The sequence below is a fragment of the Almyronema sp. genome, from assembly GCF_052168255.1.
Classification (GTDB): domain Bacteria; phylum Cyanobacteriota; class Cyanobacteriia; order Phormidesmidales; family Phormidesmidaceae; genus Sphaerothrix; species Sphaerothrix epifaneia.
Genome location: NZ_JBQLZL010000039.1, coordinates 49,152 through 66,153, shown reverse-complemented (window position 1 = coordinate 66,153; position 17,002 = coordinate 49,152). Strand labels below are relative to the sequence as shown.

The 17,002-nt window shown below is 49.5% G+C and carries 14 protein-coding genes; 5 read left to right on the top strand and 9 right to left on the bottom strand.

Going from position 1 to position 17,002, the window contains the following annotated elements:
* Positions 1–45: 45 nt before the first annotated feature.
* The 5 genes from rnhA to rimO all read right to left on the bottom strand — a co-directional run bounded on the left by rnhA (position 46) and on the right by rimO (position 5,085).
* Entirely contained in the window at positions 46–936 is an 891-nt protein-coding gene (gene rnhA / locus ACTS3T_RS08940; RefSeq protein ID WP_377964159.1) for a ribonuclease HI, read from the bottom strand.
* Positions 937–1,062: 126 nt separating this feature from the next.
* Positions 1,063–1,536 carry a Tic20 family protein gene (locus ACTS3T_RS08935; protein ID WP_377964157.1) on the bottom strand — a complete coding sequence of 158 codons (474 nt, stop codon included), beginning with the start codon at positions 1,534–1,536 and terminating at the stop codon, positions 1,063–1,065.
* 282 nt (positions 1,537–1,818) lie between these two features.
* Entirely contained in the window at positions 1,819–2,016 is a 198-nt protein-coding gene (locus ACTS3T_RS08930) for a hypothetical protein (RefSeq protein WP_377964155.1), read from the bottom strand.
* A gap of 295 nt (positions 2,017–2,311) precedes the next feature.
* Complete coding sequence (locus tag ACTS3T_RS08925) at positions 2,312–3,724, bottom strand: DEAD/DEAH box helicase (protein WP_377964153.1); 1,413 nt, start codon at positions 3,722–3,724, stop codon at positions 2,312–2,314.
* A gap of 44 nt (positions 3,725–3,768) precedes the next feature.
* A complete protein-coding gene (gene rimO / locus ACTS3T_RS08920) occupies positions 3,769–5,085 on the bottom strand; it encodes a 30S ribosomal protein S12 methylthiotransferase RimO (RefSeq protein WP_377964151.1) in 1,317 nt (438 codons plus the stop codon).
* Between the two features lie 421 nt (positions 5,086–5,506).
* Between rimO and btpA the strand changes: the two genes are divergently transcribed.
* Both btpA and ACTS3T_RS08910 read left to right on the top strand, forming a co-directional pair.
* Positions 5,507–6,361: a photosystem I biogenesis protein BtpA gene (gene btpA, locus ACTS3T_RS08915; protein WP_377964149.1), complete on the top strand. Its 855-nt coding sequence runs from the start codon at positions 5,507–5,509 to the stop codon at positions 6,359–6,361.
* A gap of 239 nt (positions 6,362–6,600) precedes the next feature.
* Positions 6,601–7,524: a vitamin K epoxide reductase family protein gene (locus ACTS3T_RS08910; protein WP_462934912.1), complete on the top strand. Its 924-nt coding sequence runs from the start codon at positions 6,601–6,603 to the stop codon at positions 7,522–7,524.
* Between the two features lie 380 nt (positions 7,525–7,904).
* Here the strand turns inward: ACTS3T_RS08910 and nadB are convergent, their stop codons facing one another.
* The 4 genes from nadB to ACTS3T_RS08890 form a co-directional block, all read right to left on the bottom strand.
* Positions 7,905–9,587, bottom strand: a complete 1,683-nt coding sequence (nadB, locus tag ACTS3T_RS08905) for an L-aspartate oxidase (RefSeq protein ID WP_377964145.1) — start codon at positions 9,585–9,587, stop codon at positions 7,905–7,907.
* A 116-nt stretch (positions 9,588–9,703) separates the two neighbouring features.
* Entirely contained in the window at positions 9,704–10,132 is a 429-nt protein-coding gene (psbU, locus tag ACTS3T_RS08900) for a photosystem II complex extrinsic protein PsbU (protein WP_377964143.1), read from the bottom strand.
* A gap of 148 nt (positions 10,133–10,280) precedes the next feature.
* The gene (locus ACTS3T_RS08895) at positions 10,281–11,297 is read right to left on the bottom strand and encodes an FHA domain-containing protein (protein WP_377964141.1); all 1,017 of its coding nucleotides are present in this window, start codon (positions 11,295–11,297) and stop codon (positions 10,281–10,283) included.
* Between the two features lie 270 nt (positions 11,298–11,567).
* Positions 11,568–12,287 carry a DUF3120 domain-containing protein gene (locus ACTS3T_RS08890; RefSeq protein WP_377964139.1) on the bottom strand — a complete coding sequence of 240 codons (720 nt, stop codon included), beginning with the start codon at positions 12,285–12,287 and terminating at the stop codon, positions 11,568–11,570.
* 220 nt (positions 12,288–12,507) lie between these two features.
* Between ACTS3T_RS08890 and ACTS3T_RS08885 the strand changes: the two genes are divergently transcribed.
* The 3 genes from ACTS3T_RS08885 (at position 12,508) to ACTS3T_RS08875 (ending at position 16,990) form a co-directional block, all read left to right on the top strand.
* Positions 12,508–13,479, top strand: a complete 972-nt coding sequence (locus ACTS3T_RS08885) for an undecaprenyl-diphosphate phosphatase (protein ID WP_377964137.1) — start codon at positions 12,508–12,510, stop codon at positions 13,477–13,479.
* Positions 13,480–13,520: 41 nt separating this feature from the next.
* A complete protein-coding gene (locus ACTS3T_RS08880; protein WP_377964135.1) occupies positions 13,521–14,915 on the top strand; it encodes a TIGR03279 family radical SAM protein in 1,395 nt (464 codons plus the stop codon).
* A 101-nt stretch (positions 14,916–15,016) separates the two neighbouring features.
* Positions 15,017–16,990, top strand: coding sequence for a TolC family protein (locus ACTS3T_RS08875; RefSeq protein WP_377964133.1), 1,974 nt, complete (start codon positions 15,017–15,019; stop codon positions 16,988–16,990).
* The last annotated feature ends 12 nt before the right edge of the window (positions 16,991–17,002 follow it).

Here is a 17,002-nt window from a genome sequence, read left to right as displayed (position 1 = left end):
ACGGTAGCGGTAGCTGAAACCTGATACCTTGCTGGCGAAGATCTTTTAATCAATTCGCTCTAGCTGCCACAAAATTTGATTACCTTCTCGGCGCACGCGGGCTACCGTCCAGTTACGCCAAGCCCAATATTCTCCGCGACTGGTAACAGCGCTGGCGTTAACGTCCATTAAATCAGCGAGTTCAGAACTGGTAATGAGATAACCCTGCTTGGCAATTTCATCGGCCATATGAAGCGTTTCTACAACATTGCGCAGGTTGGTAACTCTAGCCTCTCTGGAAACTGGCTCTAAATTATCAGAAATTTGAACGTCGCTCGAATCTGCCATGGATAAATCAACTACATTTTCGTCAGATAGCTGTTCTAATTTTATCTCTGGCGAGAGATTTTTGCTTTTTGCTGGATTGATAGAAGATTCATCCTCTTGCTTGTGAATGGTTTGAGGCGATCGCTGCTTGAGGTCAATAGGCTGATTAGCGGCAAAGGCACGTGCAATCTCATCACAGCGCTCATTACCCGCAATACCTGCATGTCCTTTGACGTAGCGCCAATCTACCGCCTGACCTAGTTGCTGCTGGACATGTTGGTTGAGTTCTCCCAGTTGTTGCCACAAATCGCGGTTGAGAACGGGCTTACCCGCTGCTGTTTTCCAACCTTTTTTTTCCCAACCGCGAATCCATTGAGTGATGCCTTTTTTGACATACTCACTATCTGTATAAAGCTTGATCGTTTCAGAGACTTCGTGCTGTAGCAAAAACTCTAAAGCAGCGATCGCTGCTTGAAGCTCCATGCGATTGTTAGTTGTTTGGCTGTCACGTCCACCGATTTCGTAGCAGGTAGTGCCGCTGCTTTGAAAGACGACGCCCCAACCACCAGGGCCGGGATTTCCTGAACAGGCACCATCTGTATAAATTGTGTCGATAAACGGTTGAGACATGAGTAGCGATCGCAGATTAAAAGGTTTCCCAAAACAATTCCCCACCCCAAACGAGGTGAGGAACATTCAGTAACTTATTGAACTCATGCTGAGAAGTCAACCCGCAAAGCACTTATCCGCTTTTGACTACCGTACCTGCATGTGTACGGCTTCAGACAGGGTTGGAATTTCTGCGTAGCGCCCCATCAAAGACTGAGCTACTGAATAAACAACAGCCGCCAACATTCCCAAAAAGATGACGTTAGATAGCGTTTGCACCAATAAACCTTCGCCTAGTGAACCTGCCAAAAGACCAAACACCAACTGGCAAAGAAACAAGATAATATCCAGCAAAATCGCCTGCATCGTGTTGAAGCGAATAAAGTGGCTAATGTCCGGATTTCTGACAACCAGGAAAAAGAGCAAGAAAAAGATAATGATGCCAGCAAAGGGGAAATTATAAACGGCCAAGAAAGGAGTCAGCGGCACTAGTAACAGTTGAACGATGGGAAAATCTCTGAAAATAAAGACACCAAAGCCAATGCCATATACTAACGGCAATATATAAGGCAGAGCAGCAAAGATTCTATCTGAAACAGTTGTTGACCCACGCCAGTTCATAAAACAAGGGACTCCTTGATAAAGTTTAATTTTTAATCATTCAATTATAGGGAATTTGCCGTATGGGAAACATCACCCAACAGGCACAGTCAAGATAGCTAAATGGTTTCTGCCAGCAACGGCTTTATCCGCTTCCAACCTTTAAGCCAAGCCATAAAATTTAGGTGTCTATACTCAATTACCTAAAGTCTAGTTTGATTTTGATACATCAAAAAATGGCGTTTTAATGTGCTCAGTTCCTTAAGAACTTCAAAGCATCACCTAAGCGGCCAACACCTAACCTCACTCAATGTTAGCCACGCGAAACCCCATTTGACACTCGTACTGGTCAGGCTGAGTATCTGAAAGTTTTTCAACTAAACGCCCACAGCGCAACCGACCTTGCCGCCACCGGGGCTGACCTGTTTGATCAGCCATCAAGCAGCTTTGACATACCTTTTGAGGCAGCAGGAGCTGGTCATCCATCAAAATAACCAACATAACAGCAACACCCCCACGTCACTTACAGGCAGGATCCTTCTTTAGGATCAATTGTAAGTCACACCTAAGGGAGTGTTGTAGTGGAGCATACACAGCTTAATCACCTCTTTGTATTCGCACCGCTGCTTCTGATTGAGAAACAAGAAGCTAGCGGCGCGGTGAGTTTGAGGTAATGCGAAGAACTGTCTACAAGCGATCGCTGTAGCTACAAGCGTTGAACCTCCGAATAGCTGCAAACCCCAACAGAAAAGCTTTCCTTTTGCTTTGGGCTAGGCAACGACTGCCTAGCCGTAACTTAGTCTTTGTGCGGAGAAGCTGAAGCTTGCTTCCGCGTAGGCCGACTAGATCCTTTGCGGATGGGGGCAGCGGGAGTAGATTCTTCTTGATGGTCGGGCTGAGCGTCTACCCGCATCCACGCTGGGCGGGTTTGATCGTAAGCCATTTGCAAAGCAGCAGCGGCAATCGTGCGCAGATCGTAGCTTTCATTAAGTTGAGAGACGATTGGCAAGAAGGAGGCCATACGCTCTCCAGTGATAGCTTCTTGTACCTGAGTTTGTAACTTTTCCAAATGCCGAGCCGCAATTTCTGCCCGCGTCGGAATTTTGCCAAATTCCAGCTTTTGACGTACGTGCCGCTCGATCTGACGGAGCTTGTATTTTTCTAGAGGATGAATCAAAGAAATAGCAACGCCTTCTTTGCCGGCTCGCCCAGTTCGACCAATGCGGTGTACATAGTTTTCTGGGCTATCGGGCAATTCGTAGTTAATTACGTGGGTCAGGTCATCCACATGCAGACCCCGCGCCGCAATGTCAGTGGCGACCACCCAACGCACCTGCCGCTGACGAAACCGCAGTAGCAGCCGTTCACGCTGAGATTGAGTTAAATCGCCATGATATTCGTCTACGCTGTGCCCTGCTGCCTGTAGCTGCCGCGTCAATTCAGCCGCTGTCCGCCGAGTGCGCACAAAGATAATGGCAGAATCCGGATCTTCCATTTCTAAGATGGGGCGCAGTGCTCGTGACTTACTCCAACCTCGGGGCAAAACGTAAGCCACCTGGTTAATTCGAGTTGGAGCTGCTTTGGGTTGCTCAACGGTGACAGTAACAGGCGATCGCAGAAACTTAGCTGCCAACTCGCGCACGGCTGTTTCCATCGTGGCAGAGAAAAACGCTGTTTGTCGCTCGGAAGGAGCCTGACTCAGAATTTTTTCTACATCTTGGATAAAGCCCATGTTGAGCATTTCGTCAGCTTCATCCAGCACCAGCCAGTTGAGCTGATTGAGTTTTAGCGATCCCCGCTGGAGCAGATCTAGAACTCGACCCGGTGTACCTACCACAATTTGGCAACCTTTCTCTAGGCGCGAAATCTGGCGCTCAATTGATTGGCCACCATAAATAGCTAAGGTATAAACACGACGGTCTTCGCTAAAATTACGAATTGCCTGACAAACCTGTACGGCTAGCTCTCGGGTAGGCGTTAGGATCAGCGCCTGCACCGCAGAATTTTTGGGATCGATTTGCTCCAAAATGGGTAATGAAAAAGCTGCCGTTTTACCCGTGCCAGTATGGGCTTGGCCGACGACGTCGCGACCAGCGAGTAAATGCGGGATGGCTTGGGCTTGAATGGGAGTGGGTGCAGTAAACCCAATTTTCTCAAGTTGACGAACTTGTGTTTCAGATAGCCCAAGGCTCGCAAAAGAAAGGGTCATTGAATCTCCTTATGAGTCGGTAACAAAGAGCGAAAGCGTTTGAATTAGGGGACGACGGAGCCAAACAAGTCGTAAGTATCGGCTGCTTGAATTGCCACAGACGTCAGCTGCCCTAGTGCGGCTTCGCCTTTGACATACACCAAACCGTCCACATCAGGAGCAAAGCGGGCCGATCGGCCGATAAGCTCACCCGTCGTGGGATTTTCTTGCTCAACTAGAACATCAACAGTCTTGCCAATTTCTGCTTGATTACGTTGGAACGAGATTTCTTGCTGAGCCAGCATAATCTGCTGGCGTCGCTCATCCATCACCCTTGACGGCACGGGATCAGGCAAGGCATAAGCAGGTGTGCCCACTTCAGCCGAGAAGGTAAACACACCGACGTGATCGAACTGATGACGCTGAACAAACTGAAGTAGATGCTGAAAATGTGCTTCAGTTTCACCCGGAAAACCAACGATAAACGTGGTTCGCATCACTGCATCGGGCAGGGCTGTTTTGATCCGCTCAATAATGCCATCGTTAACGCGTCCTTGCCAGGGACGGTTCATTGCCCGCAGCACATCTGGATGAGAATGCTGTAGTGGCAAGTCTAGATAAGGCAAAACATTAGGCGTTTCTTGAATAGCGGCGATCACGGCTGGCGTTAGGCCGGTTGGATAGGCATAGTGCATCCTGATCCAGGGCACATCGACTTGGCCTAGAGCCCGCAGCAACTCAGCTAGCTTGGGTTCACCGTAAATATCTGCGCCGTAGTTAGTTGTGATCTGAGAAATCAAAATGATTTCTCGTACACCTTCTGCCGCTAGCTGCTCAGCTTCAGCCACGATAGACTCGATCGGGCGCGATCGCTGATCCCCGCGCAAATGGGGAATAATGCAAAAAGCACAGCGGTAGTTGCAGCCTTCTGCCACACGCACGTAAGCAACGCCCTCTGAGGTTGTGCGGTAGCGTGGTACGGTTTCATCTGCAATGTAGGTGGGTTCAGCAGAAACCAGCTTAACGCGTTCTCCGGCTTCTGCGCGTTCTATTACTTCAACAATTCGATGATAATCGCCCGTACCAACAAGAGCGATCGCTTCGGGCAATTCTCCTAATAAGTCATCTTTGAAGTGCTGAGCCAGACAACCCGTAATAACGATCTTTTTGTCAGCTTCTGCCAGTTCTACCAACGTTCGTACAGACTCTTCTCGCGCAGACTCGATAAAGCTGCAAGTGTTAACTATGACGTAATCGGCTAAGTCTTCGTTGGAGTCTACCCCATAGCCAGCCTTGACCAACAAGCCCAGCATGTGTTCGGTATCTACTCGATTTTTTTCACAGCCCAAGTGAGCAACCGCAATCGTCGGCTTATGACCCATATACAGAACCAATACAGTAATCGAATTCCTGATCCCAGCGCTGCCTTAAACCGCCCAAATCTGAACAAAATCTTAGAGCAGTCTAGGGCTTAGAAGCGGATAGCGCCTTGCAGAAGTGTAGTTCGACACCTGATAAAACTTGGCAACGTCTACCGACGCCTGTTTGCCTTGAAGTAAGACTACTTCGTGAATTTAGGAGGCGAAACTATCCAGCCTTGATGCCTCATCATAACATATCTAAACATTTTGTAGAGCAGACATTTTCTCAGGGTGGGGTATACAGCGGGGTTGTCTCTATTCAAACGATTGGTTCACACTTAGAGACTAACCATTGTTAAGGTAAATTGAGATTGAGAGAAAGGTACGTTTGCCTTTCTCACTCGTATGTTTAGCAAGTGCCAAGTCCGAGAACAAGCCACCAGTGGACTTAATTCAGATTTTCAATACCCCAAACCCCATCATTGGCGTCGTTCACCTTTTGCCGCTGCCAACCTCTGCTCGCTGGCAGGGAAATTTTCAGGCGGTTATGGCTCGTGCTGAGCAAGAGGCAACGGCCTTTGCTTCAGGCGGCGTTGATGGCCTGGTGATCGAAAACTTTTTTGATGCTCCTTTCACTAAGGATCAAGTCGATCCAGCCGTTGTCAGTGCTATGAGTTTGATTGTGCAACGCCTGATGCAAATTGTGGCGTTGCCAATTGGGATCAATGTGCTGCGCAATGATGCTCGCAGTGCTTTAGCGATCGCCACCTGTGTAAAAGCAGCTTTTATTCGAGTCAATGTTTTGACTGGGGTAATGGCGACCGACCAAGGATTGATTGAAGGACAGGCCCATCAGCTCATGCGCTATCGGCGAGAACTGGGCAGCGATGTCAAGATTTTGGCCGATGTGCTGGTCAAGCATGCTCGTCCGCTGGGTTCACCCAATCTAACAACAGCGGTACAAGAAACGATTGAACGGGGTTTGGCAGATGGCGTTATTTTGTCTGGTTGGGCAACAGGTAGCCCACCTAGCTTGGCAGATTTAGAGCTAGCTAAAGCTGCGGCTGGCGAAACCCCTGTGTTTATTGGCAGCGGTGCCAACTGGGAAAATATCCCCAAGTTGATGCAGGCGGCTGATGGGGTTATTGTCTCAAGCTCACTGAAGCGCCATGGCCTGATCGATCAGCCCATCGATCCCATCCGAGTCAGCCAATTTGTTGAGGCTACTCACCGTAGCATTGCCATGAAGCAAGAGACAAGTACGATGTCAGCCTTGCCAATTGCGTCTGAACGTTAAGCGCTGATGCAGTTCGAGCCGAGCAAAGCTGATAGGGTTTTCAGATTTGATCAGCCTATTTTTGGGCTGATCGCTTTGGCAGCTTAGACTGTCTAGGGCAAAATAGAAGCAGTTGATGCGGAGTGCTAGGTTAACAATTTGGTTTTAGGTTTGTCTGCCAGCCTGGGTGTGAACAAACTAAAGCCACTGACCCTTATGCTGAGCAACAAGACGCTAGAGAATTTATTGGGTAACTTGATATGAGACGCCGCCGTCAAGAAGATCGCTGGATACATCGCTGGGCAAGACCGCTAATCGCCACAATCGCAGCCATTGGAGCGACTGGAACCGCTTATTTGACCGTTGTTAAATTTATGGGGGGCGAAGCTGCTTGCCCGACTGAGGGGTGCGATCGCGTATTGTCTAGCCCTTACGCCGAGATTTTTGGCTTACCTCTAACGCTCTTTGGCTTTCTCGCCTATCTCTCAATGGCGGTTCTGGCGATCGCGCCTTTGCTAATCAACCCCGAAACTCACAAAGAGCTACGGCAAAAAGTCCATGATTGGACCCGGCTGTTACTCTTGGTGGGATCGGTCAGCATGGTGGTGTTTAGCGGCTACTTGATGTATCTGCTGGCTTTTGAAATTAAGGCTTTGTGCTTGTACTGCCTGACATCAGCCATCTTTACTGTGTTAATGCTGGGGCTGACCCTACTTGGCCACCGCTGGGAAGACACAGGCCAGATTATGTTTACGGGGTTGATTGTAGCGGTTGTTGCTTTGGTCGGCACGCTGGGAGTTTATGCGCCTGTCAATGGCGGTGGAAATTCCCAGACCGCTGCGGCAGGTGAAGTTGGCCCTGCTATTACAACCACTTCTGGGGTGGCAGAAATAGCGCTGGCAGATCACTTGGCTGCGGTGGGAGCAAAGATGTATGGCGCTTGGTGGTGTCCGCACTGCCATGATCAAAAGCAACTCTTTGGTCAGGAAGCTGCCCAAGCAATTCCTTATATAGAGTGTGATCCCCAGGGAGCCAATGCTCAAACAGCACTTTGTCAGGCTAGTGATCAGATTCAAGGATTTCCCACCTGGGAAGTAAACGGTGAATTTTATTCGGGCACGCAGCGCTTGGAAACGCTAGCGGATGTTTCTGGTTATGAAGGGCCACGTGATTTCAAAAACTAAGCTGAATTAAATGGGCGATGAGGTAGGGGTGAGATCAGCACCAGCAGCGAGTGGCTTGTGATCTTGATTACGCCTCTATCCTTGCCTGATCACGGGAAATCTATCTTTGGTATGACACAACTAGAGTAGGTTTTTCTATCGGTCGGGCTTCATGGCAAAACTTCATAGCTGGCGCTTTTCAACACTCCTGCATGCGATCGCTTTTACCTCTATCTTTTATTTGCTGTCTGGTTATCTTCAATCAGACACTTTAACATTCGGCAAACCGCTCAAAGATTTGCAATCTATTGAATGGCCTTTATAGCCAAAGGCAGCGCGAAAGGTTTTCTATAAGTAGCTTGCAGCCATTAAATGGCCTACTCTGGTAGCACAGCGATTTCTTAAACCATAGACGCGTTAGTGGAGATGGGTTCTGACGGCCAGCAGCGATCGGCTTGAATGAGTGTATGCACCTGCCAGCGGGTCAAAGATTGGGGATAATCGCTGCGGTAGTGCCCGCCCCGACTTTCGGTACGAAAAACCGCACTGCGAAGAATTAGCCCAGCAATATCAAGCAGATTGTGAAGTTCGCCCCACTCTCTTAAAAACTGCTCTGCTGCCAGTGAGAGTTTGACCCTTTCCCCCGGTTGTAGCTGCGCCATGAAGCTGCTAATTTCCAACTGGTGTAGTTGTTGCCGCCATTGCTGAACCTGAGCGATCGCTAGGTTTAGAGTTGTTTGCTCTCGCGAGATGCCTGCACTTTGCCACATCAGCGTTGCCAGTGCTTGCCGCCACTGGTGTAGCTGTGCCCTTTGATAGTGCCAGTTCTCAGGCAACGGTCGGTAGCTTGTTGCTGGAAGCGGGTTTTCAGGTTCAAGCAGCGTGAGCGAACGAAGCTGAGCGCCAAAAACTAAGCACTCGAGCAGAGAATTACTGGCTAACCGATTGGCTCCATGCACGCCTGTACTGGCGTTTTCGCCAACGGCATAAAGTCCTGGCAAAGTTGTGTGGCTGGCAAGATCAGTAAAAATGCCCCCCATCCAATAGTGGGCGGCTGGCGAAACCGGGATAGATTGATGAAAAACATCAATCCCCCACTGCTGGCAGACCTGAATAATATTGGGAAAGCGATAGCGAATGCGATCGGCCTCAATGGGGCGCAAATCTAGCCAAACGACGCCTTGAGATGGCTCTGCTTCTGTTTTCTGTAAATGTTCAAAAATAGCGCGGCTGACTACGTCACGGGGAGCCAACTCGCCTTTGGGATGATAGTCAAAAGTAAATCGGTGCCCCATACGATCGACCAAGTAGGCTCCTTCCCCCCGTACAGCCTCGCTAATTAAAAACCGGGGAGCTTCAGCTTTAGTTAAAGCCGTTGGATGAAATTGAACAAACTCTAGGTCGCGCAGTAGGGCACCTGCTCGCCATGCCATTGCTACACCGTCGCCAGTGCTGGCTGAAGGATTGGTGGTTTGAGCGAAAACTTGTCCACCACCGCCTGTCGCCAGAATGACGGCTTTGGCCGCAAGCCAGCAAACCTGCTCTGCCAAGAGCAGGCTGACCCCTCGGCAGGAACCCGCTTCTACCCACAAATCCAGCACAAAGGTTTTTGAAAAGACCTGAATATTGGGGCGTTTGAGTACCTGATCGGCTAAGGTGGCTACGACTGCTCGTCCGGTTGTATCGGCGGCATGCAGGACTCGACGGCGAGAATGAGCCGCTTCTAGCGTCAAGGCCGGGTGGCCATCTTTCATATCAAAAGCAACTCCCATTTGCAGGAGCGCTTGGATGCAGTCAGCGGCGTCTTCAACCAGTCGGTTAACGGCTGCCAGATCACATAATCCGGCTCCGGCCCGCAGCGTATCTTGAACGTGTAGCGTGGGCGAATCTTCTGGAGCGATCGCCGCTGCAATTCCGCCTTGGGCCCAATCGCTGGCTGAAAGCGTGAGTGTATCTTTAGTGATTAACCCCACTTTAAGGTGAGCAGGTAAACAAAGAGCGGCATAGAGGCCGGCTGCGCCACCACCGACTACCAGCACATCAAACGTGTCTGTACACAGCAAATCAGAAAAATCGTGGCTCAAAGAAAAACGCTCCTTAGGGTAGATCTAGTCAGCAGGGTGCCTTTGACTTAAGCTACTCCATAAAGAGCGATCTAATTTGAGATTCTGGAGACTGACACAGCCTCACTCAAGTTTCTTTACTTATAAACGCCGTTGTTAAAGCGATCGGCACCTTCTACCAGTGCTGGATCAGGCGGCGTTACGGTAAAGTTGTCTAAATTAGCTTTCAGACGCTCAACTTCGCGATCGCTCAGCCCTGGCATTTTTAGAACATCTTCAACGGAATCAAAGGGCGCATTTGCCAAAATTTTACGGGCGATTGTGGGATACAGACCCGGATATTTGGTAAATGCCGTGATGTTAGCATTGTTGAGGTCAGTTTTGGAGCCGTACTCAGTTCTTAGCTTGTCATCAACCGCATTCCGAAAGTCTGCCGCTAACAACGGTGCTGAACGAAAGGCTGTCCCATTAAAGTCAGCAGCTATTGCTGCTTGAGTCGCACCTAGCCCAACCCAGCCACTTACCAAAATACCCAGTGCTACCAGCACGCCTAATAATCGTTTCATCTAAACAATCTCCCTCGTCACATTAAACGAAGATCTATACACAGCATCTATTAGAGACTACCATTTTCGCTGTCCCAGATGAGATCCCATTCCAAGAGAGCTAAAGTTCTAACACCTGCAGATACTGGTTTTCTGACGTACAGCTAACTTACGAAAAAGCCTTGCTGTGCAGATTTAAAAATCTGTCTAAATCTGAGAAAGTACCAGCATGGGTTTGGATTGGATCGTCATAGCCTTTCATGTTGACCGTGTAGCGTTTAAAGATTTGCTCATTAGCGCCGATCGCAGTCAAATATTCGTAAGTTGTTTCGCCTAAAGCAATATCTAACCCTAGCTGCTTAGTAGAAGATTCAAAGCGAAAAGCCGCGTTAACGGTATCCCCTAAAGCGGTATAGTCTGGTCTTGCACCAGTCCCCGTATTGCCTACCATGGCATAGCCCGTATTTAAGCCTGCACCGATACGAATGGGAAAAGGCAGCGGATAGCGCTCATGTAAATGGCTGGTCATTTTGTGAAGCGCACTGATGGCTCGGGCGATTTGCAGCATTTCTTCTGAATCAACCCCTTGCGTACCATGAATCCAAACCGCCATCACGGCGTCGCCGATATACTTATCAACCCAGCTACCATACTCTCCAATAATCTCGCCAGCACAGCGAAACCAAGTGCCAATCACTTCTGAAAGCACTTTCTCGTCAAGTTGACGGGTCATGATCGTAAAGTCGCGAATATCAACGACCATGACTGAAATGAGGCGGCGAACGTGCAGCGTGGCGGTGGCCGTGAAGTCTTGGGAGTCTAAACTATTGATGCCAGAATTAGTTTGCGGCTCAATTGCGGGGCAGTAAAATTTCAGTTCTGTCTGTCCAAAGGTAAGCGCATCACCATTATGAAGCGTCACCGGAACGCTAACGCGACGACCGTTGACAAATGAACCATTCCGGCTGCCCAAATCAATGAGATAAAATTCTCCCGTTTCCATGCATTGCAGCATGGCGTGATTACGGGAAATCCAGCGATCGGGCAAAACAAAGTTGTTGTCATCACTGCGCCCAATTGTCCAGCAATTACTCCCAATCAAAGACAGGTGACGACTACCTGACTCGGTTTGTAATACCAGATAGGGACCAGGTTGTGTAGTCACCACAGGCTTGGAACTATTCATCGACTGTTGGAGAGGGCTATAGGATCAATAATCCACTCTCACATCCCCTAATAAAGGCTAGGCCAATCATAATCTCTCAGGCACCAGATTCCTGCACCTATTATGCCAAAGAAAATTGTGGAATTTGCTAGGCATGGTTGCTAGCTTAAATCTAATCGAACCCTTAGCCTTTTCAAAGTTGTTTTTTGACCTTCTTCATCATCCTTTTGCATTCAGCCGACTTGAGGCAAAGACTTGATGGGCAAAAATGCGGAGGGGCACCTGAATTCGTTAAGCGATCGCTGCGACTAACAAAAACAGACTATCTACAAAAATAGTGCTTAAAATGGCACCACCAAAAGCCCACCAGTGTAGGCTACGACTCAAAGCCAATGGGAGACAGCCGCAGACAACTAGCACACCCAACAATAAAAGAGCGCGGCTAACGCCTTCTACGGTTTGCAACTGTAATAAAGCACTATGCAAAATATCAGCCGCTTGTGCAGGGGGTTGTTGCATGAGCTGTCGCCAATAGGGAATTAAATCAGTCCAGTAAAAATAAAGGTCTGTAATAGCCGTCCCAAAGAGAGAACCTAAATAAAAGTAACTACCTATGGGGCCGCGCCGCGCCAATAAACACGCGACTACGATTGGTAATCCCAGCGCTTCTATCGGCAAATGGATGAAAGGCTCCCACCGCAGCCAGCCCCAGTAGATTGAGCCAGCTAACCAAGTCCAAGTAAAGCCAACTAGCAAATCTCCCCAAGGCTTGGTCTGATTTGACCTCATCATGATCAAGCTCAGACCTGCAAAAAACCAGCCTCCCGAAAGCAGCAGGCTCAGCCAGGGCAACAACCGCACCAAAGGTGCTTGAAAAAAGACAGGCACTACAACCAGAAATACCGCCGCCGCGAAGACTTGCCAGCGTTGAGGAATTTTAGCCAGCCGCTGTAGAAAAGGTGAAGCGGTTGGCAACTGACGGTAAGACGTTGAGGTGCTGTAATAAGCCAAAAGTTTTCCTGAGAAAAGGTTAACTATTTTTAACAATAACACAATTTTATCCCCCAGGGGGGGATAAGGATCTGTCCGTCATCATAGCTTAATTTCCAGAATGCAGCCGTACCGTAGCTTGAGGAAACAATCAGGCGAATTTGCTGGAAGTTTAATAACTCTTATCTATCTAGCAAATATTGGCAGAGAGGATGCGGCTTGGGCAAAGGGGTTTGCGATAATGGCGATGAAACTTTGCCGATGGCTTCATAGCTATCAGTTGCCAATTATTATGATTCAGCTGTTTTCAGAGTCTGTAATCAGTTTTTATGGTTTGCCAGTGGCACAGGCTGCGTCGTCTGAAGTGCTAGCCCCGTTCAATGTTTGGCAGGCGATTGTGGTTGGCATAGTGCAAGGGCTGACGGAATTTTTGCCTATCAGCAGTACAGCCCATGTCAAGATTGTGCCTGTAGCTCTGGGCTGGGGCGATCCGGGAGTAGGCTTTACGGCGGTGGTACAGTTGGGCAGCATTGGTGCCATTTTGGGCTACTTTTGGGATGATGTGCGCCAGGTGACGGCGGGCATGGTTCAGGCTGTTAGCAAGGGGCATTACCAGAGCAACGAGTTTCGTATTGGCTTGGGTATTTTGCTGGGGACTGTTCCTATTGTGGTGTTGGGTTTGCTGGTGAAGCTGTTTTTTGCCGAGCAGTACGATCTGTTTGGCCGCAGTTCGCTGACAATCGCCATCACTTCGATTGGCCTAGCCCTTTTACTGGGATTGGCTGAGTTAGTTGGGCGGCGGCAACGGGGCTATGAAGCGGTAGGGCTATGGGATGGCATTGGCATGGGCTTTGCCCAAGCGCTCGCTTTGATTCCGGGGGTATCTCGCTCTGGCTCCACCATTACTGCTGGGCTGTTTATGGGACTTGATCGCCCAACGGCAGCTCGATTTTCTTTGTTGATGGGGATTCCAGCGATTTTGATTTCTGGTCTGGTTGAGGCTAAAGATTTGCTAGACGTTGAAGCTGGTGATATCGGTTTGCTGGCGATCGCCGCTGGTGTGATCGCTTCCGCAATTTCTTCGTATTTAGCGATTTACTGGCTGATTCGCTTTTTGCGAGATCATACAACCTGGGTGTTTGTGTTTTATCGCATTGGCTTTGGATTAGTCATTTTGTGGGCGATCGCCACTCAGCGCATGCCCAATATTTGAGAAATGATTCATGATGGGATTGGCGTAATTTCACCTACCCTGTGAGCAAGTCTTCAATTCAACCAGCGACGGTTACTCGAGTTCTGCCCAACTCGATCGCTGAGGAGATTGGCTTTGAACCCGGCGATCGCCTTGTCTCAATCAACGGTCAGCAGCCTCGCGACCTGATTGACTACCAGTTTCTGTGTGCCGATGAGGCTTTAGAGCTAACGGTACTGGATACGGTAGGCCAGTTGCACCGAATCGACATTGAAAAAGACTACGACGAAGATTTAGGCTTGGAGTTTGAGTCGGCTCTGTTTGATGGCCTGATTCAGTGCAATAACCGTTGCCCTTTTTGCTTTATCGATCAGCAGCCACCTGGCAAGCGGCAGACGCTGTATCTCAAAGATGATGACTATCGACTGAGCTTTCTTTACGGTAGCTACCTCACTTTGACAAATTTGTCGCCGCCAGAATGGCAACGCATTGCTCAGATGCGTCTCTCGCCCCTGTACGTTTCAGTTCATGCGACTGAACCAGAAGTGCGTAGTCGCCTGTTGAAAAATGAGCGCGCAGGTCAGCTTTTAGAACAACTGAAATGGTTTCGTGCCAACCGTCTGCAAATTCATGCGCAAGTGGTTGTTTGCCCTGGCATCAACGATGGCGTTCATCTGGAACGAACCCTCAGAGACTTGGCTCGCTTTCATCGGGGGGAAACGCCTGCTGTGGCTTCAGTAGCAGTCGTTCCAGTCGGCTTGACTCGGTTTCGTCCGGCAGCAGATGAACTCATGCCCGTTTCTCCGGCAAAAGCGCAAGAGGTCATTAGCCAGGTACAGGCGCTGCAGGCTGAGTTTAGTCAGCGTTTCGGTTCTGTGTTTGCCTGGTTGGCAGACGAGTGGTTTTTGATTGCCCGCCAGCCTTTACCGCCTGAGTCTCACTACGAAGATTACCCGCAAATTGGCAATGGCGTAGGGTCGATTCGGCAGTTTTTACGCCAGTTTGAAGATTGTGCTGAGGTTTTGCTGCCAGCGCCCCGGCGGCCAACTCGACGTTTAACCTGGGTGGTGGGCAATGCGGTAGAAAAAGCTTTTGAGCCGATTGTGGCAAGGTTAAACCAGGTAGAAGGGCTAACGGTTGACTTAGCTGCGATCGCCAGTGAGTATTGGGGGCAAACCATCACCGTTACAGGTTTGCTAACCGGAAAAGACATCTTGACGGCTCTTTCTAGTCGGGATTTGGGGGACGGCCTCTTGCTGCCCACGCTGATGTTGAAACAAGGCGATCAGAAACTTCCTGACGACAGTTACTTCTTAGATGATATGAGTGTGGCAGAATTGGAGCGGCAGTTGGGCTGCAAAATTTTACTGGTGGATGATATTCCCACTTTGATCAATGCCTGCCTGCAGACTGAGCAACCTACGTCGTTGAAAACCATCGGTTTAACCCAGTCTTAGCCTTGCAGTCCAGTATTCTAGAGTTGCTGTTCACTGTGCCAGGTTTTTGACCTGCCAGCGATCACCTCTTCGCAGTGCCTTAAATCTTATAGTGAGTTTGTATGCGAACACTTTCTCTATATCGAGTGGCTTCAGTCTGTTTAGGCATGGGAACCGTTATCAGCCTCTCTCCCAATGCGACTGCGGCAGTCGGTAATGTAGCTCATACAACCCACAAAGCTGAACCAGCCGTAATTGGGTTGATAGAAAACACTGCACCCGCCAGTCCGGGCTTGATGGAAACGGCAGCGATCGCCAGCGACAAAAATTTAATATCCCCCCACCGGGCATCTACAGCGTCATCACAACGTTCAACCGCTTCAGTGCTGGCTCAGGCTCAGCCTGAATTTTCGGCACTGACGCCAGCGGCTCCCCTGCAGAGTGCATCACCCTTAACACCTGAAATGGCTGAACCTGAATACAGCGATCGCGCTCTTGCCGCTAGTGGGATCGAAACGTTATCTAGCGAAGAAACCAGCAATGCACTAGCAGCAGTTGAAGCAGATGGGTTAGCTGAAGAGGCCACGAAACGAGTTGCAGACGAAGCGGTGCCCGTTGCACAAGCACTACCGGAATTGGAGCCTGCTCAGGCTAACCCGATTGACGGTAACTTAGAGCCAGAAATTGTCCCGATTGAGGGAGATTTATTGCCCAACCAGCCGTCAATTGCTGAACCCGGTGATGCGCCCGAAGCCCTCTATGCCGATCCCAATCCGCTGCTTTATCCCACTCGGGTTGACGAAGTTGAGATTATTGGCACCCAGCCGCTGACCTTAGAACAAGCAATCGAGCTAGCCTATCGCAACAACGAAGACCTGCAGATTGCAATCCTCGAACTAGAGCGTAGTCAAGCCGCGCTGCGTGAAGCGCAGGCAGCTCTTTACCCGACAGTGAGTGCAAATGGCGATCTCACCTCTCGGCAGGCCACAACCACATCTTTAGGTTCAGGGGGGATCATTACCGGCGGCGGCACTCAATTTTCTACCCAAGAAGAGTTGCAGACAACGATTGCTGGTAGCTTAGACCTCAACTACAACCTTTATACGTCGGGACGACGCGCCGCTAGCATTCGGGCGGCAGAAGAGCAATTGCGCTTTAACCAGCTAGAAGTTGAGCGCCGTCGAGCTGAGCTACGGCTCAACACCACCAATGAGTATTACGATGTGCAGGAAGCGGATGAACAGATTCGGATTAACCAGTCGTTTTTAAACGAAGCAGAGCAAAACCTACAGGATACACAACTGCGAGAAGAGGTAGGGGTCGGCACTCGCTTTGATGTGCTGACTGCTGAAGTCCAAGTAGCCAATGCACGTCAAAGCTTAGTCCAGTCGCTTAGTCAAAAACAAATTGCCCAACGACAGTTGGCTAGACGGCTGAACCTACCCCCTGTGATCGAAGTGGATTCAGTACCGCCCGAACTGGCCAATGCGTGGCCGCTGTCTTTAGAAGAAAGTATTATTTTGGCTTTTCAAAATCGGGCTGAGCTAGAACAACAATTAACCCAGCGCGAAATTAGTGAGCAACAGCGCCGCATTGCCTTGGCTAATTTAGGCCCCCAGGTTAGCCTCTTTGCTAACTACAATGTTCAAAACAATTTAGATGATAGCGATGGCTTTGAGGATACCTATTCTTTGGGAGCCAGAGTTAGCATCAATTTGTTTGAAGGTGGACAGGCCGTTGCTCAAGCGGCTCAGCGCGAACGGGATATTGAAATCGCAGAAACTCGCTTCTCTGAAACTCGCAATTTGATTCGGTTTCAGGTTGAGCAGGCTTATGCCAACTTAGAAGCTAATCTCTCTAACATTCGGACAGCTGAACTGGCAGTTGACCAAGCGACCGAAGCGCTTGAACTGGCTAGGCTTCGCTTTAACGCAGGTGTAGGAACTCAGTTAGAAGTTACCAGTGCTCAGTCTGACTTGACCGAGGCTCAAGGTAACTTAGTGACGGCTGTATTGGGTTACAACCGAGCGTTGGCTTCTTTAGAGCGTGCCGTCACCAACTTGCCAGAATCGACCAGTCCAGAAGCTCTCTTTTGAGCTTATTGGTTT